The sequence below is a fragment of the Mycobacterium gordonae genome (genome assembly GCF_001417955.2).
Lineage (GTDB): Bacteria > Actinomycetota > Actinomycetes > Mycobacteriales > Mycobacteriaceae > Mycobacterium > Mycobacterium gordonae_B.
The window spans coordinates 1-20,574 of sequence record NZ_LKTM01000005.1; the positions used below are offsets into that span (position 1 = coordinate 1).

The 20,574-nt window shown below is 68.4% G+C and carries 16 protein-coding genes and 1 pseudogene; 8 read left to right on the forward strand and 9 right to left on the reverse strand.

The genetic code is table 11. The annotated features are described in order from the left end of the window. Both AO501_RS37675 and AO501_RS02820 read left to right on the forward strand, forming a co-directional pair. Nucleotides 1–484: pseudogene (locus AO501_RS37675) on the forward strand (hypothetical protein); the annotation flags it as partial. 88 nt (nucleotides 485–572) lie between these two features. Further along, nucleotides 573–1,283, forward strand: a complete 711-nt coding sequence (locus AO501_RS02820) for a siderophore-interacting protein (protein WP_055576294.1) — start codon at nucleotides 573–575, stop codon at nucleotides 1,281–1,283. Nucleotides 1,284–1,291: 8 nt separating this feature from the next. Here the strand turns inward: AO501_RS02820 and AO501_RS02825 are convergent, their stop codons facing one another. The 4 genes from AO501_RS02825 to AO501_RS02840 form a co-directional block, all read right to left on the reverse strand. After that, complete coding sequence (locus AO501_RS02825; RefSeq protein WP_055576295.1) at nucleotides 1,292–1,870, reverse strand: TetR/AcrR family transcriptional regulator; 579 nt, start codon at nucleotides 1,868–1,870, stop codon at nucleotides 1,292–1,294. After that, entirely contained in the window at nucleotides 1,870–3,111 is a 1,242-nt protein-coding gene (locus AO501_RS02830; protein WP_197419753.1) for a cytochrome P450, read from the reverse strand. Before AO501_RS02830 ends, AO501_RS02825 begins: the two co-directional genes overlap by 1 nt. Before the next feature lie 125 nt (nucleotides 3,112–3,236). Next, nucleotides 3,237–4,556 (reverse strand): FAD-binding oxidoreductase, encoded by a 1,320-nt coding sequence (locus tag AO501_RS02835; RefSeq protein ID WP_371935001.1) that lies wholly within the window; start codon nucleotides 4,554–4,556, stop codon nucleotides 3,237–3,239. 245 nt (nucleotides 4,557–4,801) lie between these two features. After that, nucleotides 4,802–6,034: an MFS transporter gene (locus tag AO501_RS02840; protein WP_055576298.1), complete on the reverse strand. Its 1,233-nt coding sequence runs from the start codon at nucleotides 6,032–6,034 to the stop codon at nucleotides 4,802–4,804. Between the two features lie 81 nt (nucleotides 6,035–6,115). On the opposite strand from AO501_RS02840, the gene AO501_RS02845 reads away from it, so the two are divergent. Genes AO501_RS02845 through AO501_RS02855 form a run of 3 tightly spaced genes read left to right on the forward strand, consistent with a single transcriptional unit; the run spans nucleotide 6,116 to nucleotide 9,109 of the window. Beyond that, nucleotides 6,116–6,916 carry a uracil-DNA glycosylase gene (locus AO501_RS02845; protein WP_055576299.1) on the forward strand — a complete coding sequence of 267 codons (801 nt, stop codon included), beginning with the start codon at nucleotides 6,116–6,118 and terminating at the stop codon, nucleotides 6,914–6,916. A gap of 2 nt (nucleotides 6,917–6,918) precedes the next feature. Next, entirely contained in the window at nucleotides 6,919–8,037 is a 1,119-nt protein-coding gene (locus AO501_RS02850; protein ID WP_156452278.1) for an FAD-binding protein, read from the forward strand. Between the two features lie 40 nt (nucleotides 8,038–8,077). Next, complete coding sequence (locus AO501_RS02855) at nucleotides 8,078–9,109, forward strand: LLM class flavin-dependent oxidoreductase (protein WP_055576307.1); 1,032 nt, start codon at nucleotides 8,078–8,080, stop codon at nucleotides 9,107–9,109. Here AO501_RS02855 and AO501_RS02860 read toward each other — a convergent pair. Together AO501_RS02860 and AO501_RS02865 are read right to left on the reverse strand one after the other, a co-directional pair. After that, nucleotides 9,106–13,074, reverse strand: coding sequence for a diguanylate cyclase domain-containing protein (locus AO501_RS02860; RefSeq protein WP_055576308.1), 3,969 nt, complete (start codon nucleotides 13,072–13,074; stop codon nucleotides 9,106–9,108). The genes AO501_RS02855 and AO501_RS02860 overlap by 4 nt on opposite strands. Before the next feature lie 149 nt (nucleotides 13,075–13,223). Continuing rightward, complete coding sequence (locus tag AO501_RS02865; RefSeq protein ID WP_055576301.1) at nucleotides 13,224–13,652, reverse strand: HIT family protein; 429 nt, start codon at nucleotides 13,650–13,652, stop codon at nucleotides 13,224–13,226. Between the two features lie 134 nt (nucleotides 13,653–13,786). On the opposite strand from AO501_RS02865, the gene AO501_RS02870 reads away from it, so the two are divergent. Further along, on the forward strand, nucleotides 13,787–15,175 hold the full coding sequence (locus AO501_RS02870; protein ID WP_055576302.1) for an amidase: 1,389 nt from the start codon (nucleotides 13,787–13,789) through the stop codon (nucleotides 15,173–15,175). Here AO501_RS02870 and AO501_RS02875 read toward each other — a convergent pair. Continuing rightward, nucleotides 15,170–15,670: a DNA-deoxyinosine glycosylase gene (locus AO501_RS02875; protein WP_055576303.1), complete on the reverse strand. Its 501-nt coding sequence runs from the start codon at nucleotides 15,668–15,670 to the stop codon at nucleotides 15,170–15,172. The two genes, AO501_RS02870 and AO501_RS02875, sit on opposite strands and share 6 nt — an antisense overlap. A 42-nt stretch (nucleotides 15,671–15,712) precedes the next feature. On the opposite strand from AO501_RS02875, the gene AO501_RS02880 reads away from it, so the two are divergent. Both AO501_RS02880 and AO501_RS02885 read left to right on the forward strand, forming a co-directional pair. Next, complete coding sequence (locus AO501_RS02880) at nucleotides 15,713–16,837, forward strand: adenylate cyclase regulatory domain-containing protein (RefSeq protein ID WP_055576309.1); 1,125 nt, start codon at nucleotides 15,713–15,715, stop codon at nucleotides 16,835–16,837. 350 nt (nucleotides 16,838–17,187) lie between these two features. After that, entirely contained in the window at nucleotides 17,188–17,754 is a 567-nt protein-coding gene (locus AO501_RS02885) for a hypothetical protein (RefSeq protein WP_055576304.1), read from the forward strand. 9 nt (nucleotides 17,755–17,763) lie between these two features. On the opposite strand, the gene AO501_RS02890 is transcribed toward AO501_RS02885, so the two are convergent. After that, complete coding sequence (locus AO501_RS02890; protein ID WP_055576305.1) at nucleotides 17,764–19,689, reverse strand: serine/threonine-protein kinase PknH/PknJ; 1,926 nt, start codon at nucleotides 19,687–19,689, stop codon at nucleotides 17,764–17,766. A 118-nt stretch (nucleotides 19,690–19,807) separates the two neighbouring features. Beyond that, a partial coding sequence (locus AO501_RS02895) for an ABC transporter permease (protein ID WP_156452277.1) occupies nucleotides 19,808–20,574 on the reverse strand: 767 nt, incomplete at its 5' end.

The window sequence follows — 20,574 nt, forward strand, 5'->3', positions numbered from 1 at the left end:
CGTTGGCGGAGCCGGCGGCCAGGGCGGCGGCGGCGGGGTGGGGGGTGCCACGGTCACCGCCGGCCACACCGCCGGCGTCGGCGGCACCGGCGGCCAGGGCGGCGCCGGCGGGGCCGGGGCAGCCGGCGCGGCCAGCGGCGGAGCCGCCGCGAACGCCGGTCACGGCGGTAAGGGCGGTGCCGGCGGCGCTGGCGGAGCCAACACGGCCGGCACCGGCGGCACCGGCGGCCAGGGCGGCACGGGTGGAACCGGTGGAGTCGGCGGCAACGGAACCGGTGGCAACCTGGGCGGCTTCGGCGGCAACGGCGGCTCCGGAGGTACCGGCGGAATCGGCGGAACCGGTTCCAGCGGCAAATCCGGCGCTGGTGGCGGTGACGGGGTTGCCGGCAAGACCGGCGACGCCCCGACCGGGGTCGGCAACTCCACGGGCGGTTCCGGCGGTTCCGGTGGTTCCGGCGGGGCCGGCGGCACCGGCTCCGCCTAGACCCCGGTTCGTCACACCCGGGTTCGATCCAACTGGAATGGTTACCCTAACCTAAGTTGGATGCCATGGTGACGAAGGGTCAGAACAGTTGAGCGAACACAAAACGTCTCGCGGCTTTGCCGGGGCGGTGCTGAAACTGCTGCGAGCGGGGGATTATCGGCTCACCGTGACCGGTCGGGAAGAAATCAGCCCGCACTACCACCGGTTGAGCTTCGAGGGGGGCGGGTTGCTCGCCGCGCACGAGGTGCATCCGACGATGTGGATTCGGTTGTGGTTCGCCGACGGTGACAAGTCGCACCAGCGCGGCTACACGCTGGTCAATCCCGACCCCGCCGCCGACACCTTCGACATCGAGTTCGCGCTGCACGACGGCATCGCATCCCATTGGGCACGGGCGGCCCAGCCCGGCGACACCATCGAAGCGACGGTGATGGGCAGTAAGTTCGCCGTCCCCGAGCCGCGCCCGGCCGGGTACATCATCGTCGGCGACTGCGCCTCACTGCCCGCGATCAACTCGCTGCTCGCGGCGATCGGCGATGCTCCCGCCCAGGTGTTCCTGGAGGCCGGCTGCGACGACGACAAGCACCTGCCGGTGGCGCGCGACGCCGACGTCACCTGGGTGGACCGCAATGGCGGGGCGCTGCTCGAGGCGGTGCGGTCGGCGGCGTGCGACGGGGGCTGTCATTTCGGCTGGGTGGCCTGCGACAGCCGGACCACGCGCTCGGTCGTCAAGGTGCTGCGGGAGGACTTCGGGATTCCGAGGAAATCCATTAAGTCGCAAGCTTATTGGGTGGCCTGATCGCCCGGTCAACTGCGGGTGGATACCGGCGCCACCACCGGCGCCACGAACTCCTCGATCATCGCCCGCTCGTCGTCCTCGTCGCGGCCGGGGAACATCAGCATCGAGATGATCACCCGCACCGCCCACCGGGCGCGGCGCTCGATGGTCGACGGGTCGTCGGGCCCCAATGAGCTGATGAACCCCGAAGCCAGCGTGGTGATCACCTGCGACTGTCCGGCCATTTCACCGCCGATCGGCAACCGAGTGGACCCGAACCATGCTGCCAGTGCTGGGTTTTCGCGAACCATCCGCAAGGTGGCGGTGATAGCGGCGACCAGCCTCTCCCGTGGGTCCTCGATCCGCTCGATCAACGGCAGGAGCTCGCGTCCCAATCGATGCGTCTCGCGGTGCACGTAGGCGGTGCGCAACGACTCCCGGCTGTCGAAATACCGGTACAGCGTTGCGCGGGAACAGCCTGCGGCCCTGGCGATTTCGTTCATGCCGACCGATGCGGGGTCGTGCCCGGTGAACAGTTGACCGGCGGCGTCGAGGATCCGGTCCGCCGCGACCTCGCTGCGCCGCTCGCCCAGCCAGTCACCGGCCATCAGGTGCTGACCCGGATCGGAACCGACAGCGGCCGCCGGACGTAGTGGCCGCCGGACCACACGACGTTGGCCGCGTCGACCTCGAACCCCGGGCAGCGGCTCAACAGTTCACCCAGGGCGACCCGTGATTGCATCCGGGCCGCCGCCGATCCCAGGCAGTGGTGTGCGCCGTGGCTGAAGGTCAGGATGTTGCGCGGCCGGCGGGTGACGTCGAGTTCCCCGGCGTTGTCGCCGTATTGGCGCTCGTCGCGGTTGGCCGAACCGTACAGCAGCAGCACCCGCCGGCCGGCTGGGATGGTGGTGTTCCCGATCGTCACGTCGCGCGTGACGGTGCGGGCCAGGCCCTGCACCGGCGAGGTCAGCCGCAGCAGTTCCTCGATGGCGTCGGGGATCAGGTCCGGGTCGTCGACCAGCAGCTGCCGCTGGTCGGGCCGCTCGTGCAGCAAAGGCATTGAGCCACCGAGCATTCCGGTGACGGTGTCGTTGCCTCCGGTCACCATGGTGAAAGTGAAGCCCAGGATCGACAGGATGCCGGAGATGTCACCGTCGGCGCCGAGTCCGGCTGCCACCAGGTGCGAAATCGTATCGTCCTCCGGTTCGGTGCGGCGTCGCTCGATCAGTGCGGTGAAGTAGGCCATCATGGTCCCGACCGCGTCGCCGACGGTTTCCAGCGCGCCGACGATTCCGCCCTCGGCGGTGTTGGCCGCGACGATTGCCTGGGTCCAGCCATCGAATTGTGCCCAATCCTGTTGCGGGACACCGAGGTAGTGCGCGACGACCATCGACGGCAGCGGTTTGAACAGCTCGGCGACGATGTCGCCCTCGCCGCGCGCCCGGATGTTCTCGATGCGCTCGACAACGAACTCGCGCACCTTGGGTTCGACGGCCTCCACCTGGCGTGGCGTGAAGCCGCGGGACACCAGCTTGCGGAACTGGGTGTGCACCGGCGGATCCTGCATCACCATGGGCGGGTTGTCGCGCAGCCCGATCATGTCCAGGTCGCCGTAGTTAATCGTCAGACCCTCGGCCGATGAGAAGGTCTCATGGTCGCGGGCCGCCGCCCAGACGTCGGCGTGCCGGGACAGCACGTAGTAGTCGTGGTCGGGGCGTCCCGCCGGCACGACGTGATGCACCGGGTCGCGGTCGCGCAGCGCCCGGTACATCGGCCAGGGGTTCGCCCAGCTCTCGGCGGTGGCCAACTCGAACTTCGCCGGGGCCTCGTGAGACATAACCGCAGTCATGTCTTATTAGTACGACACCTCGGCCAACGTGTCAACGCCCAGCCGCCGCGCGAGCGTGAAGCTGGTTTCACGTTGGGCGTCGAGCGTGAAGCCAGGTTCACGCTCGACGGGGGCGAAAAAGGCCCTTAGATTCCCGAGCCCGGGTTGAGGATTCCGTCCGGGTCCAGCGCCGCCTTGATGCGCCGGTTGAGGTCCATGACGTCGGGTCCGAGGTAGTCGGCCAGCCACGGCCGCTTCAGCCGGCCGACCCCGTGTTCACCGGTGATGGTCCCGCCCAGATCGACCGCCAAATCCATGATCTCGCCGTAGGCCAGCTGGGCCCGCTCGGCCATCGCCGCATCTGCCGGGTCGAACACCAGCAACGGGTGCGTGTTCCCGTCACCAGCGTGGGCGATCACCGAGATCATCAGGTCCCGCTCGTCGGCGATCCGGGCGATGCCGGTCACCAGGGCGCCCAGCGCCGGCAGCGGCACCCCGACGTCTTCGAGCAACAGCGATCCCTTGGCCTCCACCGCCGGGATGCAGAACCGGCGGGCGGCGACGAACGCCTCGCCCTCATCCGGGTCATCGGTCGAAAACACCTCTGTCGCGCCATGTTCGGCGAACACTGCGGCCATCAGCTCGGCGTCCTCGGTGCCGGCGCGCCCGCGTTCGTCCGAACCGGCCACCAGCATGGCGGCCGCCGACCGGTCCAGGTCCATCCGCAAGGTGTCCTCGACCGCGTTGATCGCCACCTGGTCCATGAACTCCAGCATCGACGGCCGCAGCCGCGCGCTGACCCCGAGCACCGCGTCCACCGCCGACTCGACGGAGGCGAAGCTGGCCACCACGATGCTCGACGCGTTCTGCGCCGGCAGCAGCCGCAGCGTCACTTCCGTGACGATGCCCAGCGTTCCTTCGCTGCCGACGAACAGCTTTGTAAGGGAAAGTCCCGCAACGTCTTTCAATCGGGGTCCGCCGAGCCGGACGGCCGTGCCGTCGGCCAGCACCACCTGCATGCCCAGCACGTAGTCGGTGGTGACGCCGTACTTCACGCAGCACAGGCCGCCGGCGTTGGTGGCGATGTTGCCGCCGATGCTGCAGATCTCGTACGACGACGGGTCCGGCGGGTACCACAGCCCGTGCGAGGCGGCCGCCTTCTTCACCTCGGCGTTGAACAGCCCCGGCTGACACACCGCGGTGCGGGTCACCGGGTCGATGGTGATGTCGCGCATCTTCTCCGTCGACAGCACGATCCCGTTGTCCACCGCCGTCGCTCCGCCGGACAGGCCGCTGCCCGCTCCGCGGGTCACTACCGGCACCTTGTGCGCCGCCGCCCACCGCACCACCGCCTGCACCTCTTCGGTGCGCCGCGGCCGGACCACGGCCAGCGGCTTGCCCGCCGACGGGTCCAGCGCCCGGTCCTGCCGGTAACCCTCGGTGACGGCGGGATCGGTGACCACCATTCCCTCGGGCAGTTCGGCGATCAGCGCCTCCAGCAAACCGGTACTCACCGGATCGATCCTACGGCCGCGCAAATGCGCTGAGCGCGGCAGCCGATCGACTTGAACGACACTCAAAGACCGCGAGGGGAACCTCACCGCGAAATTCGCGTCTGGATATCGCAGCCAGGTTCCCCTCGCGGTCCTGGGCAGCGAGGTGTTTTCACCGACGAGGAATTCGAGCAGCAGAAGCGCCGGATCCTGGGTCCCTAGACGGGCGAGGGCACCCGATCGAGCTCGCGCAGCGACGGCAGCCGGATACAGCACACCCCGGTGACCAGGATCGGCAGCGCCAGCGCGAGAAACGCCACGTGCAAGCCTGCGGCATCGGTCAGCGGCCCGGCCAGCAACAACCCCAAGGGGCCTGCCGCATAGGCCAGCGACGTCATCACCCCGACTGCCCGGCCCCGCAGATGTGCCGGCGCCCGCGTCTGGATCATGTAGGCGTAGATCGGCTGAATCGGCCCGTAGACCAGGCCCACCAGCCCCACCAGCGCCAAGATCACCGGCAGCGGCGGCAGCAGCGCAATGACCGTCGCCGCCACACCGAGGGTGAGCACCGCGGTCAGCATGATGACTCGGCGCGACAACCTCGCCACCAGCGCCACATATCCCAGCGCACCGACCAGGCCACCCAGCGACAGCGCCATCAGCACCGTGCCCAGCTGACCCGGTTGGTGGCGGTCGCTGAAGTACTTGGGAAACAGCACGCTCTCCATCGGCAGATACAGCGCCGTGACGGTGAGGTCGATCAGGGCCAGCGTGCGCAGCACCCGCAGGCTCCAGACGAATCGCAACCCCTCGGAGATCCCCGACACCAGACCCTCGGGGCGCGAGGCATGCACCGGCTTACCCGCGCCGTCCAGGCGCAGCAGGGCGATCGCCACGATGGACAACCCGAACGCGCCGGCGGTGATCCACATCGTGTTGACGCCGCCCACCGTGGCGATCATCAGGCCACCGATACCCGGACCGACCATGAAAGCGAGGTTCAGGATCGCCTCGTAGACGCTGTTGACCCGGTCCAGCGACCAACCCGCCCGGGCGGCCGCCTCCGGCAGCATCGACTGGCGGGCGGTGATCCCGGCCGGGTCGAAGGCGGCCGCACACGCGCCCAAAGCTGCCAAGACGGCCACGTTGACCGCCTCGGTGCCGTACTCCCAGGCGATCACCGGGACGGCGGCCACCGCGCAACCCGACAGCGCGTCGGCGACCATCGACACCCGCCGACGACCGAAGTAGTCAACCGCCGTCCCCGCCAACAGGGTGGAGAACAGCAGCGGCAGCGTCGTCGCGCCGGCCACGATCGACGCCTGACCCGCGCTGCCCTGCCGCTGCAGCACCAGCCAGGGGAAGGCGACGATCGAGATGCCATCGCCCGCACACGCCATCAGGGTGGCGAACAGGAGCAGAAATGCCGGGCCGCGGCTTTTTTCGGTCATGGGATATCGCGGCTGAATCTAGCGCCAAAGCCACAACCGAGACCACCGATTTTCCCGGCCGGGCAGGATGGTCGTGTGCTCATGCATCCCAATACCGGGCAGAGTTACGCCTCGCCGGTGCCGCCGGGGTCCGGATGGCCGGGTGACCGGGCGACGCCGAGGACACCCGTGGCCGCCGACGCCGCCGGCGTCGCGGCGCTGGCGAACGCCGCGAAAACGATCGCCCAGCTCGACGCCGAGATCAGCGTGTGCCGGGCCTGCCCCAGGCTGGTCACCTGGCGCGAGGACGTCGCCCTGGCCAAACGGCGCGCCTTCGCCGACCAGCCGTACTGGGGACGTCCGGTGCCGGGCTGGGGGTCGGAGCGGCCGCGGCTGCTGATCGTCGGGTTGGCCCCGGCCGCGCACGGCGCCAACCGGACCGGCCGGATGTTCACCGGCGACCGTTCCGGCGACCAGCTCTACGCGGCCCTGTACCGGGCCGGAATGGTGAACCAACCCACCAGCGTCGATGCCGCGGATGGGTTGCGCACCAAGGACATTCGGATTGCGGCGCCGGTTCGTTGTGCGCCACCGGCCAACTCCCCGACGCCGGCGGAGCGCGACACCTGCGCGCCCTGGCTGGACGCCGAGTGGCGGTTGGTGGCCCCGTACGTCCGGGTGGTGGTGGCGCTGGGCGGGTTCGCCTGGCAGATCGCGTTGCGGCTCACCGGCGGGGCGGGCAAGCCGAAGTTCGGCCACGGCGCCGTCGCCGAGCTGCCGTCGGGCGCGCGGCTGCTGGGCTGCTACCACCCGAGCCAGCAGAACATGTTCACAGGTAGGTTGACTCCGGCAATGCTCGATGAGGTTTTCCAAGACGCGAAGAAGCTGGCAGGAATCAAGTAATGGTGGAATCGGTCCTGGTGTCCGGTGCCAGTGTGGCGGGTCTCACCGCCGCGTACTGGCTGCAGCGTAACGGCTATGCGGTCACGGTGGTGGAGCGCTATCCGGGGCTGCGGCCGGGTGGTCAGGCGATCGACGTGCGCGGCCCGGCGCTCGAAGTACTCGACCGGATGGGTCTGCGGAACGCAGCCGAGAACTGCAAGACGAACATCCGGGGATCCTCGGTGGTCGACCGGGACGGCAACGTGCTGTCGGAGGACACCGAGGCGACGCCGACGGGCGGGCCGATCAACAATCCGGACATCGAGCTGTTGCGCGACGACCTGGTCGGATTGCTGTACGACGAAACGAAATTGAAGACCGAGTTCCGGTTCGACGACACCATCGACACGCTGGAGAACCTCGGTCCCGCGGTCAACGTCACCTTCGAGAATTCCGATGCCCGCAGCTTCGACCTGGTGATCGGCGCCGACGGCCTGCACTCCAACGTGCGCCGGCTGGTGTTCGGTCCCGAAGAGCGATTCATCAAGCGGCTCGGCACATTTGCCGCGATCTTCACCGTGCCGAACTTCCTGGACCTGGACTACTGGCAGAAATGGCACTACGGCGACGCCAGCATGGCCGGGATCTACAGTGCGCGCCGCAACTCCGAGGCGCGGGCGATGCTGGGGTTCATGGACCCCGAACTACGAATCGACTACCGCGACACCGAAGCTCAGTTCGCCGAATTGGAACGGCGGATGGCCGACGACGGCTGGGTCCGACCGCAGCTGCTGGAACTCATGCGCAAGGCACCGGATTTCTACTTCGACGAGATGTCGCAGATCGTGATGGACCACTGGTCAATCGGGCGGGTTGCGCTGGTCGGCGACGCCGCGTACTGCGCCTCGCCGCTGTCCGGCCAGGGCACCAGCCTCGCGCTGCTGGGTGCGACGGTCCTGGCGGGGGAACTCAAACTGGCCCGCCTCGACCACGGGCTCGGATTCGCCAACTATTTCAAGCGGTTTCAGCCGTACACGCAGCGCACCCAGTTCCTGGCCAGCGACAGCATTCCCGGCGGTGCGCCCATCTCTCAGGAGCAATTCGACATGATCGTCAACTCGTTCACGCTGCTGAACTACTGAGCCGGGGAACATCTTCCCGGCAGGGCGCGTTGTGCCGACCGTGCGTCTTTCCGTCCTTGACCTGGTCCCGGTGCGTAGTGACCAGTCCACCAGCGACGCGCTCGCGGCCACGGTGTCGCTGGCGCAGACCGCTGACCGGCTGGGTTTCACCCGCTACTGGGTCGCCGAACACCACAACATGCCCTCGGTGGGCGCCACCAGCCCGCCGGTCCTGATCGCCTACCTCGCCGCGCAGACCGACCAGCTGCGTCTGGGCTCTGGCGGGGTGATGCTGCCCAACCACGCGCCGCTGGCGGTAGCCGAGCAGTTCGCCCTGCTGGAGGCCGCCGCGCCGGGCCGTATCGACCTCGGCATCGGCCGTGCGCCCGGCTCAGACCCCGTGACGTCCTACGCGCTGCGTGGCGGCCGCGACGACCGCGACATCGAGAACTTCCCCGAGTACCTCGACGACGTGGTCGCGCTGATGAGCGCCCGCGGAGTGCGGGTGCCGCTGCGTTCGGGGGATTACACGCTCAAGGCCACACCGGCGGCCGCCGGCGAACCGCGACTGTGGTTGCTCGGCTCGTCGATGTATTCCGCGCGCCTGGCCGCCGCCAAGGGCCTGCCCTACGTGTTCGCCCACCACTTCTCGGGGCAGGGCACCGAAGAGGCGTTGCAGTACTACCGCAGCCATTTCCGGCCCAGCGATCTCACACCGCGGCCGGTCACGTTCCTGACGGTGAACGCGTCGGTGGCCGAAACCCGGGATGAGGCAAGGGAATTGATCTTGCCGAACCTGCAGATGATGGCCCGGCTGCGCACCGGACAGCCCTTGGGTCCGGTGCAGCTCGTCGAAGAGGCACACCAGGCCACCCTCACGCCGCAACAGCAGCACATCGTGGACAGCGGGATGTCCCGCGCGGTCGTCGGCTCGCCGTCGGAGGCGGCCGAGCAGGTGCGGGCGCTGGCCGAACGCTTCGATGTCGACGAGGTGATGGTGCACCCGGTGGCGTCGGCCCGCCGCGGCACCGATCCCAGGACGGGACCAGCCCGGGTAGCCACCCTGGAGCTGCTGGCCAAGGAGCTGTTCTAGTCGGTTGCTACCGCCTGTTCGGGGGCCTGTTCGGGGGCGTGCTCGGCGATCCACTGCAGCAGGTCCCCGGCCGGCAACGGGGGACTGTGCACAAACCCCTGAGTGATGGTGCAGCCGTACTGCCGCAACGCCCGCAGCGTCACCTCGTCCTCGACGCCCTCGGCGACCAGGTCCGCGCCGAGGCTTTCGGCCAGCGCCACCGTCGAGCGCACGATCGCCACCGAGCGCGGGTCCTGCGCCAGGCGTGCCACGAACACCCGGTCGAGCTTCAGCTCATCGACCGAGACGTCCTGCAGCCGGGCCAGCGACGACCAGCCGGTGCCGTAGTCGTCCAGTGAGATCCGCACACCGAGGCGCTGCAGTGCGGCGACCGTTTTGCGGGAGCGCGCCGAGTCGACGAGCGTGCTCTCGGTGATCTCGATGATGAGTTCGTCGGGGGGCAGACCGTGGGTCTTCAGCTGCTGCTCGATGGTGCCGACGAGGTCGAGGTCAAGCAGGTTGGTGGTCGACAGGTTGACCGCCACGGTCAGCGCCACACCCTGGTCGCGCCAGCTCCTCACCTGTTCGAGGGCGAGGTGGACGGTGCGGTTGGCCACCTTGCGCATCAGGCCGGCTCGCTCGGCGGCCGGCAGGAACTCCTCCGGCAGCAGCAGCCCGCGGTTGGGGTGATGCCAGCGCAACAGCGCCTCCACACTGTGCACGCTGCCGTCGCCCGCATTGATCTTGGGCTGGTAGTGGCAGGTCAGCTGCTCGCTGCCTTCGGTCAGCGCGGCGCGCAGTTCCTCGACCAGGCTGGGGTCGTTGTCGCGGTAAAGCTCGTACGCGGCGTCGTACACCGCGATCCTGCTCTTGGCGGACCTGGCGTGCGGGAGGGCCATCTCGGCACGGTTGAGCAGTTCCTGCGGATGTTCACAGTGGTCGGGGAACAGGGCGATGGCGATCCGGGCGTCGACCTGCACGGTCACCGGGTCCAGCGTGAACGGCTCGTTCAACGCTTCCAGCAACCGGCCCGCCTGCGCGCGCGCGGCGATCAGATCGGCGCCCTCGGCAAGCAGGATCGCGAACTCGTCGTCACCCGCTCGGGCGAGCATGTCCTCACGACGAACGTTCTGGGTCAGACGATCGGCGACCCGGCACAGCAGGTCGTCGCTGAAGCGGTGGCCGACCGTCTGGCTGATCTCGTCGAACTCTTGAAGTTGCAGCAGCAGCAGTGCTCGACGGGTCGGCCTCCGGGTGTTCAACGCGGGTCCGATGCCCGGCGGCGGGGTCAGTGGTACGGCGGTCAGCGTCGTCGCCAGCGAGCGCCGATTGGGCAGGGTGGTCAGTTGATCGGTCATGGCCTGCTTGTGGGTTTCGGCCATGATGCTCACTTCGCGGAAAGTCACCGAGAAGCGCGCCGCGACGGCGATCAGGCTGAGTGCGGCCAGGATCGACGCGGCCCGTGACTCGTGGCTCATCGCGGTGACGGCGAGCGCGACGATGGTGCATGCCACCGGTGCGGCGTAGGACCCCAGCGAGCGTCTGGGCAGCGGGGGCGCCGACGACCACGCCGTCCAACTCGCTACCGCGATCAGGAGATAGGACGCGGGCCAGAACGCGTCGAGCATGGTGCCGACCCGGTAGGACCCGGCCGAAGTCTCGAACAGGTACGCGGTGTCGGCGGCCGCGAACATGACGAACCCGATCACCAGCAGGCCCCAGCGGAATTCGTGGCGCCAGCCGAGGATCGGAAGCATTCCGGCGGCCAGCGCCACCAGCACCAGGTCGAGCCATGGGTAGATCAGGCCCACCAGCACGGTGGCCGGTGCTTTCATCGCGGCCGTGTGGATGGGCCCTGCGGTCAGCGCGGCGGCCACCGAAGCCATCACCAAACCGCACACCACGCAGTCCAGCCGGATCGGCAGGGGCACCCGCTTCAGCCGTGACCGCATCAGCATGAGCAGGCCGGCGTAGACCAGCGGGTAGAAGGCCAGGTAGGCGGGGTCGGCGATGGACGGCGACTGGCCGTCCGGGACCCATTTCGCATAGATGACGTCACCCAGCGCGGAAACCGCCGTGCCCGCCGCGATCAGCAGCCAGGCCACGCGGTCGGCCTGCACCCGGTGGGCGCGATAAGCGATCAGCGCGGCCGCGCAGAAGTTCAGGATCGGATAAAAGACGTTGGCGAAGAACGGGGAGTGGTCGGCGTGCGGGTCGGGCAGGCAGGTGGACGCGAAGACCAGGACACCGATTGCCAACGCTCCCAGTCCGATTCGTACCGCGGTGGGAGGCCACCGCACGGCGTTGGGTACGTCGTGAACGTCGTCCGACGCCGATTTCGGGCCGGCGGCAAGCGGTTTGATCGCGCGCGCCAGCACTGCCGCATTGGCGGGGGTGGGGCTTCGGTGCAGGCGACCGCCGTCGAACCCGTTCTCCAGGCTGTTTTTCAGGGCCAGCATCGACTCGTCGTTGAGTTCGGGCAACGCGTAGGGCAGCGGAAGATCCGGCACGAAACTGCGGATACATTGCCCGCCTTCGCGTTTGGCGGCGTACATGGCCAGATCGGAATGGCGCAGCAGTTCGTCGACGGTGTAATCGGATTCCGCCGCGGCCACCGTGAAACCGATGCTGGGCCGGACCGCCAACGGAACACCGTCGACAACGATTGCCGCATTGAATGATTCGAGTACGCGTTGGGCGGCCGCGTGCGACTCCTCCACCGGGCCTTCGATGAGTACCGCGAATTCGTCACCACCGAGCCGCGCGACGGTGCCCTGCTCGCCCAGGGTGGTGGTGAGCCGGCCGGCGACCCGAACCAGAAGTTCGTCGCCGGCCGGGTGGCCGAGTGCGTCGTTGACCGACTTGAAGTTGTCGAGGTCCAGACACATGACGGCGATCGGCGCGGAACTCTCCCGACGCTGGGCGACGGCCTGCTCCAGCTTGTGCAGGAAGTTGGCGCGGTTGGCCAGCCCGGTCAGGCTGTCCCGGAAGGCCTCCTCGGCCACCTCGTTCAGCAGTCCCTGGTTTTCGACCAGCACCACGAACTGGCGGGCCAGCACCGCCGCGACCAGGATGCCGAACCCGACCAGCAGGGGACCGTGCCGCATCAGGCGCAGAGCGTGCCCCAACCCGACGGCGGCGGCCAGCAACACCGGCAGGTAGGGCAGCCACAGTCTGGTGTAGGAACTGATTTCCGAGCCCGTATTGACCACGTCGGGCTCTTTCACGCTGACCAGACCCGCGAGTGCCATCAGGCCCAGTCCGGCCACCCGGCTCACGTCGACCACGTCGCCGGTGTGGTAACTGCCGATCCCCGTCTGGAACAGGACGAGCATGTCGGCGAGCATGATGGTTGCGACCCCGCCGGCAAACAGGTTGACGCTGCGCCGCCGACCCGGACGAGTTCTCGACAAGAGGAGAATCGCGGTCGTCATGAGCACCACGTCGGAGCCGGCATGCACCACCGTCACCAGCCTTGAGCTGCTATCGGTCTTGAGCAGCTTGTCCAGAACGAACACCCACGACGCCACCCATAGCGACATGGACACGATGACGCCGTCCAGCACCAACCGCCACAAGTTGTGGCCGGCGGGCGGATTGGAGAGCAGCACCATCGCTGCGAAGGCTCCGAGCGGGTAGAGCAGCAGCACGATCTCCCCGGCAGCCGGATGGCTGGCGTGTTCGACCGCGGGCCGTACGTCGTAGACCGACCAGATGATTTCGCCGACTGCCCAGCCGGTCAGCGCCACCGCCAGCGCCAGCCAGCCATACCGGCGGCGCCCGATCGCGTGCCGCGCGGCTCGGCAGGCGCAGGCGGCCGCAAAGGCCAGGCACAGCACGGTCACGACCTGCACGGCCGGACGGGTCGCGTACGCGCCCTGCCAGCCCCAGACGGATGACGCGATGACCAGCGCGGCCGCCAGACCGTAGCCGCCGACGACGGCAGTTGTGACTCCCAGGGTCAGCCCGGTGAACGGGCATTGCATCCCCGTCCAGCGCTTCATTAATCGCTCCCGCTCGCACATGCAATCAGGCAGGCGAAGTACCTAGGAGCTTCACCGCACGCTCCCACAGAATAAACCGCTGCGCGCGCTCCGGCGGCACTATTGGCGCAGGTCCAACACCCGGGTCGCCGCTAGTTACTCGCCTCGATGCGTGCCAGCGCCTCGCGCAGGATGCGCGCGGTGGCCTCCCGGTCGGGATCCCGGCGCACCAGCATGCCCTTGGCCACCGAGAGTTTGTCGCCGTTGCGCCGGGGCAGTACGTGCAAGTGAATGTGGAAAACGGTCTGAAAAGCAGCGCGGCCGTCATTGATGCCGATGTTGGTCGCGTCGGCCAATTCGGTGGCCTTGGCCGCCTGGGCGATGCGCTGGCCGAGCGTGATCATCCCGGCCAGTGTCTCCGGCGGGGTGTCGTCGAGGTCGACACTGTGCTTCTTGGGGATCACCAGGGTATGGCCGCGGGTGAAGGGCCGGATGTCGAGGATCGCCAGGAAGTTGTCGTCTTCGTAGATCCGGATGGCCGGGGCTTCGCCGGCGACGATCGCACAGAATACGCAGGACATGTCGCCACGCTACTTGGCGCCCGCTGTATCGCCGAACGTGCAACCACGGCGGGAAATCGGCGGCCGCTTCTTCGCCGTCAGCTCACGTTCGGCGCGCGTGGCACCGTCCGACACGCGCGAGATACGCTGCGGCAGTGGACCCCCGCGATCTCGCCTTCGCCGGCGCTGCTGAACAGGCGCGAATGCTGGCCGACGGCGACATCGACGCGCCGCTGCTCCTCGAGCTATATCTGGAACGCATCGAGCAGCTGGACAGCGAGCTGCGCGCGTTCCGGGTGGTGCGCTACGACGGCGCGCGCGAGGAAGCCGAGATCGCCCAGCAACGACTGGACGCCGGCGAACGGCGGCCGCTGCTGGGCGTGCCGATAGCGATCAAGGACGACGTCGACGTCGCAGGCGAGGTGACCACGTACGGCAGTGGCGCGCACGGCCCGGCCGTCACCGATGACGCCGAAGTCGTGCGCCGGCTACGCGCGGCGGGCGCGGTGATCATCGGCAAGACCTCGGTGCCGGAGCTGATGATCATGCCCTTCACCGAGTCGCTGACCTTCGGTGCCACCCGCAACCCCTGGAATCCGCGTCGCACACCCGGGGGCAGCAGCGGCGGCAGCGCCGCGGCGGTCGCGGCGGGTCTGGTGCCGCTGGCCCTGGGCTCCGACGGCGGCGGCTCGATCCGCATCCCGGCGACCTGGTGCGGACTGTTCGGGCTGAAACCACAGCGCGACCGGATCTCGTTGGAACCGCACGACGATGCGTGGCAGGGGCTGAGTGTCAACGGCCCGATCGCGCGGTCGGTTCTCGACGCGGCGTTGCTCCTCGACGCGACGAATACGGTGCCCGGTCCCGAGGGCGAATTCGCCGCTGCCGCAACGCGGCAACCCGGGCCGCTGCGAATCGCGTTGAGCACCAAGGTGCCGACGCCGATGCCGGTGCGGGTCGGCAAGGCGCAACTGAATGCGGTCGAGCAGGCCGGAGCGTTGCTGCGCGACCTCGGTCACGACGTGATCGAGCGCGACCCGGCGTACCCGGCGTCGCTGTATGCGAATTACCTGCCCCGGTTCCTGCGGGGCATCAGCGACGACGCCGACGCGCAGGCTCACCCCGAGCGGCTGGAGCGGCGCACCCGCGCCATCGCCCGCCTCGGCTCGTTCTTCTCCGATCGGACGATGGCCCGGTTGCGAACGGCCGAAACGGGTTTGGACACCCGGATTCAGGCCATCTTCGACGACGTGGACGTCGTCATCACACCGGGCACCGCGGCCGGCCCGTCCCGCATCGGCGCCTACCAACGACGTGGCGGTGTGTCCACGCTTCTGCTGGTGGCGCAACGGGTTCCGTATCAGCAGATCTGGAATCTGACCGGGCAGCCCGCGGCCGTGGTGCCATGGGATTTCGACGATGACGGGTTGCCGATGTCGGTGCAGCTGGTCGGCCGGCCGTATGACGAGGCGACGCTGCTGTCCTTGTCCGCGCAGATCGAAGCGGCCCGGCCGTGGGCCCACCGGCGACCGCCGGTGTCATGAACCGCCGTCGATCAGCGTCGCCCACGCGGCGAGTTTCGCCGCCCGCGGTATGGCGTGGGCCGGGCTGGTAGATGGCAGCCGGTGGCACGTCACGGCCGCCGGGCAGCCCACCGTCCGCTCGAACAGCCTGGCCGCTGCCGCACCGTTCAAGTACACCCGGGCAATCCCCGGATAGGCGGCGAACAGCCAGTCAAAGTCATTGAGCACCAGGGTTTTCGGGTCGATCGCGGCGTCCGCGCTGCCGGTCCGGCGGCAGCTGCGTAACACGTCCCACAGCGCCACCCGATGCGACTGCAGCGCCGCCAGTCGCTCGGAATATCTTGCGGCGCAATCGAACCCGAATAACTCCGCGATAATCGGCCAGAAGGCGTTGCGCGGGTTGGCATAGTATTGGCCCTCGGCCAGCGAGCGGACGCTGGGAAAGGAGCCCAGCACCAGTACCTCGGCGCGGCCGTCGATCACCGGTGCGAGCCCGTCGAGCAGTGGTTCGGTCATCACCTCACATGATGACCTGTCCCTGGCTCTAACGTGGACTGGGTGGCCGACCACCTAGACCAAGCCGACGACCCGAATATCGAGCACCTGCTCAACGGACTCGAGGGCCAGGCGCGCGTCGAGCGCGCCGAACTGGTGCGCTGGCTGCTCGAACAGGGCGTCACCGCGGAGGAGATTCGAACCACCAACCCGCCCCTGTTGCTGGCCTCCCGTCACGTCATCGGCGACGACGGCACCTATGTGTCCGCCCGGGAGATCAGCGAGACCTACGGCATCGACCTGGAGCTGCTGCAACGGGTGCAACGGGCCGTCGGACTGGCCCGCGTGGACGACCCGGACGCGGTCGTGCACATGCGCGCCGACGGCGAGGCGGCCGCGTTTGCGCAGCGCTTTGTCGACCTGGGGCTCAACCCCGATCAGGTGGTGGCCGTCGTCCGCGTCCTCGCCGACGGCCTTTCCCATGCGGCCGAGGTCATGCGGTACACCGCGCTGGCGGCGATCATCAAGCCGGGTGCCACCGAAGTGCAGATCGCGCAGGGATCGAAGGCGCTGATCAACCAGATCGCGCCGTTGCTCGGACCGATGATTCACCAGATGCTGTTCATGCATCTGCGGCACATGATGGAGTCCGAAGCCGTCAATGCCGGGGAGCGGGCCGCGGGCAAGCCGTTGCCGGGAGCGCGCCCGGTCGCGGTTGCCTTCGCCGATCTGGTCGGGTTCACCAAGCTCGGTGAAGTCGTGTCCGCCGAGGAATTGAGCCAGCTGGCCGGGCGACTCGCGGATCTGGCCCGGGACCTGACCGCTCCGCCGGTACGGTTCATCAAGACAATCGGCGACGCGGTGATGTTCGTGTGCCCCGAGCCGGCGCCATTGCTGGACACCGTGCTGAAGCTGGTCGACGTGGTGGACAACGACAGTGACTTCCCTCGCCTGCGAGCCGGCGTCGCCAAGGGCATGGCGGTGAGCCGGGCCGGGGACTGGTTCGGCAGTCCGGTCAATGCGGCCAGCCGGGTCACCGGGGTGGCGCGGCCGGGAACCGTGCTGGCAACCGACGCGGTCTGCGAGGCCGTCGGCGATGACGCCGGGTTCCAGTGGTCATTCGCCGGCGCCCGCCGGCTGAAGAACATCAAGAATGAGGCCAAACTCTTCCGCGTCCGGCGAGGCTAGCCCCCGCGCACGCCCCCTCGCGAGCAGACGCAAACTCGCACGGCGCGAGGCATTTTCGTGCGAGTTCATGTCTGTTCGCCGGAGAGGCCCGGCACATGGGCAGGCCCGGCGTGACTCGCGGGGGCGTTGTTGACTCCGACTACTGCGGGTCTTACGCGGCCGTTTTTCACCCTTCTTCCGGCGCTTGAGATTCGGTCACTTCCGGGCCTGCTTCGCTCCTAAAAATACAACTGCGAATGGCCGATGGCAACGGTTTCCAGCGGTCCGGAGCAAGTGCTCGCCGTCGTTGGCTGTGTTCGCCGGCGGCGAACACCTCTTGCTTACACGTGTAACGGTGTAATCATGTAATCATGAAACTTCATCATCACCACGGACGTCGGCACGGGCGTCCCGGGGGCTGGCAGCAAGCCGAGCAACCCGATGCCAGCGGCGCGCCCGAGTGGTTCGCCGGCCGCCTTCCCGAAGCATGGTTCGAGGGAGACCCGACCGTCATCGTCGACCGCGAGGAGATCACCGTCGTCGGCAAGTTGCCGGAGGGCGGCGACGAGAGCTCCGCCCGCGCCGAGGGGCGGGTCTCGCGATTCCGCGAAGAAACCCGTCCTGAGCGGATGGCCATCGCCGAAGAAGCGCAGGAACGCTACGGGCGCAAGGTCTCCTGGGGCGTCGAGGTGAACGGCGAACGAATCCTGTTCACCCACATCGCCGTACCGGTCATGACGCGCCTTAAGCAACCGGAACGCCAGGTGCTCGACACCCTGGTGGACGCGGGCGTCGCGCGATCGCGCGCCGACGCACTGGCCTGGTCGGTCAAGCTGGTCGGTGAGCACACCGAGGAGTGGCTGGCCAAGCTGCGCGAAGCGATGTCGGCCGTCGACGACCTCCGCGCCCAAGGCCCCGACCTGCCCGGCCAGGCCTAGCGGGAAAGGCTACTTCTCCTTGTTGACCTTGGCGACGATCTTGTCGGCCGCCTGACCGCCCTGATCGGTGATCTGGTAGCCGCAGGCGTTCACGTCGACGATCACGTTGTTGGCCACTTCCATCGCCCGCTGGCATTCCCAGCCGTTGGCGCCTTCCTGAGCGTCCACCACCGTGATCCTGGGCGAACTGCCCTGCACCTCGGAGAACGTCCACCGATAGGTCTTGCCCTTATTGGTGACGGTGACGGTCTTACCGGCGCAGCCCTTCCACTTGGTGACCGAGGACTGCAGGAACGACTTCGCCTTGTCGGCGGTCGGGAAGGCGATGGCCGCCTGGTTGAGCCAGTGGTCGTAGTTGTCGCCGGGCTCCGACGACACCAGCCCACTGATTCCGGTGTATCCGCTGCCGGCGTACACCGGACCCTGACTGCCGTACATCGCACCCTGGCAGTCCGGATTCGAGAGGGTGACCGGCGAGGAGTCCACCGTCGTGATGGGCTTGCCGGGCTGCATGGTCGACGAACCCATCACGGCGTTGACCTCCGAGGAAGTCAGCAGCAGCGAGCTCAGCCGGTCCTCGGCGACGGGTTTCACCTTGGCCGCGGGCTCGGGGCGGGTCACCTTCCAGATGATCACGCCGCCGACGACGAGAACCAGCACGATGACGACGGCGGCGACGATCGGCCACGGGTTGCGTTTGGCCGGGGCCGGTGGCCGGTGTCCCTGGTTCCAGGCCGATGGCATCGGGCCGGAGGACATCGGTGTGCTGGGACCACCGCCCCAGCCGCCACTCTGGTGGTACTGCGGATTGTTCTGGGAGGGCGGGCCGGACGCCGGAATCGGGCCGCTGACCGGGTTCCAGGCCGGATGCCCGGCCGGGTTGGACGGCCGTTGCTGCGGTGCCGGCCCCGACGGTCCCGACGGTCCCGAGCCGTACTGCGGACCAGAAGGCCGCGGCGGTGGGGTGCTCGGCGGCCCCGGGCGCTGGGGCGGTGCCACCGCGGTGGCCGGCATCGTCGGTGGCGATGACGCGGTTGGCGGACCGGGCAGGGTGGCCTCCTGGCTGCGGCGCAGAATGTTCTCCGCATGGTCCTGGTCGGGCGAGCTTAGCGCTTCGTGGGCGGCGAGGGCCAGATCGCCGGCGCTGGCGTAGCGGTCCTCGGGCTTCTTGGCCATGCCGCGGGCGATGACCGCGTCGAAGCTTTTCGGGATGCCGGCGCGGGCGGTACTGGCCTGCGGCACCGGGTTCATCAGATGCGCCGTCACCAGGGAACCGGCGCTGTCGGCGCGGTAGGGCGGACCACCGGTGAGGCATTCGTAGAGCACGCAGGCCAGCGAGTAGATGTCGGCGCGGTAGGTGACCTCGTCGTTGGAAAACCGTTCCGGCGCCATGTATTTCCAGGTGCCCACGGCGGTGCCCAGCTGGGTGAGCTTTTCGTCGGTGGTGGCGCTGGCGATGCCGAAGTCGACCAGGTAGGCGAAGTCGTCGCGGGTGACCAGGATGTTGGGGGGTTTGACGTCGCGGTGCATGACCCCGGCGGCGTGCGCGGCATCGAGGGCCGAGGCGATCTGGGTGATGATGGCGACCGCGCGCGGCGGGGTCAGCGGGCCGAAGCGTTTGAGCACGCTGTCCAGGTCGGTGCCCTCGATCATGCGCATCTCGAGGTACATCTGGCCGTCGATCTCGCCGTAGTCGTGGATGGGGACCACGTGGGGTTCCTGCAGCCGGCCGGCGATGCGGGCCTCGCGTTTCATGCGCTCGCGGAACACCGGGTCCTTGCTGAACTCCGCAGTCATGACCTTGACGGCGACCGTCCACTCCTTGACGGTGTGCTCGGCCTCGTAGACCTCGCCCATCCCGCCGCGGCCCAGCAACCGCTTGAGTTCGTAGGGCCCGAACATCGTCCCCACCCGCGAACCCTCCGTGTCGCTCATCGCTGATCCTCCCAATCAACCAATGTCGCCGACACTATCAACCACCTCCGGGTACGAGCGCGAACCGCAAACTGCGCGATGGGGCGATCACCAGCGTATTCGTTGCGGCTCGACGGCGTTATCTTCTGGCCCTTCGTTGCGGTCCCATGCGCCTCAGCCGCACGACGGCGAACAGCACCAGCACGGCCGCCTGCACGAAGCACGCGGCCGCGGCGACCAGCCAGCTACTGACGTCGTAATCCCACATCGGGTCCTGATCTCCGCCGGCGGTCCGCCGCAGATCGTTGAGGTCGACGGTCGAGGCGGCCATGGCGTAGGCCCAGCGGGAGGGGGAGAGCCAGGCGAGTTGTTCCAGGGGGATGCGGTCTTTGACCGGGAACATGCCGCCGCAGAGCACGAGTTGGGCCATGACGACGACGACGAGCAGGGGCATGCCGCGGTCGGCGTTGCTGATGAGGGCGGAGATGAGCAGACCCAGGACCATCGACACCACGGTCACCGCGACGACTGCTACCGCCACTTCGACCCGCGGCCAGGGTATGACCACCGACTGGTCCGGCGGCGGCAGGAAGGCGACGCCGAGCAGGCCCAGGATCAGTCCCTGGACGGTGGCTATCGCCCCGAGCACGGCGAGCTTGGAGGCGAGGTAGGCGCCGCCGGACAGTCCGATGCCGTGTTCGCGGCGGTAGATCGCCTGTTCCTTGACGATCTCCCGAATCGAGGAAGCGCAGCCCATCAACGCCCCGCCGATGATCAACAGCACCAGCAGTTGACCCGGTTGGGTCGACACCTTCTCGATGGCTTTGGTCAGGGAGAGGCCGGCGTCGCCGGGGACGGCGTAGGTGAACAGGCTCAGGAGTAGGGGCAGGGCGAGGAGGAACAGGG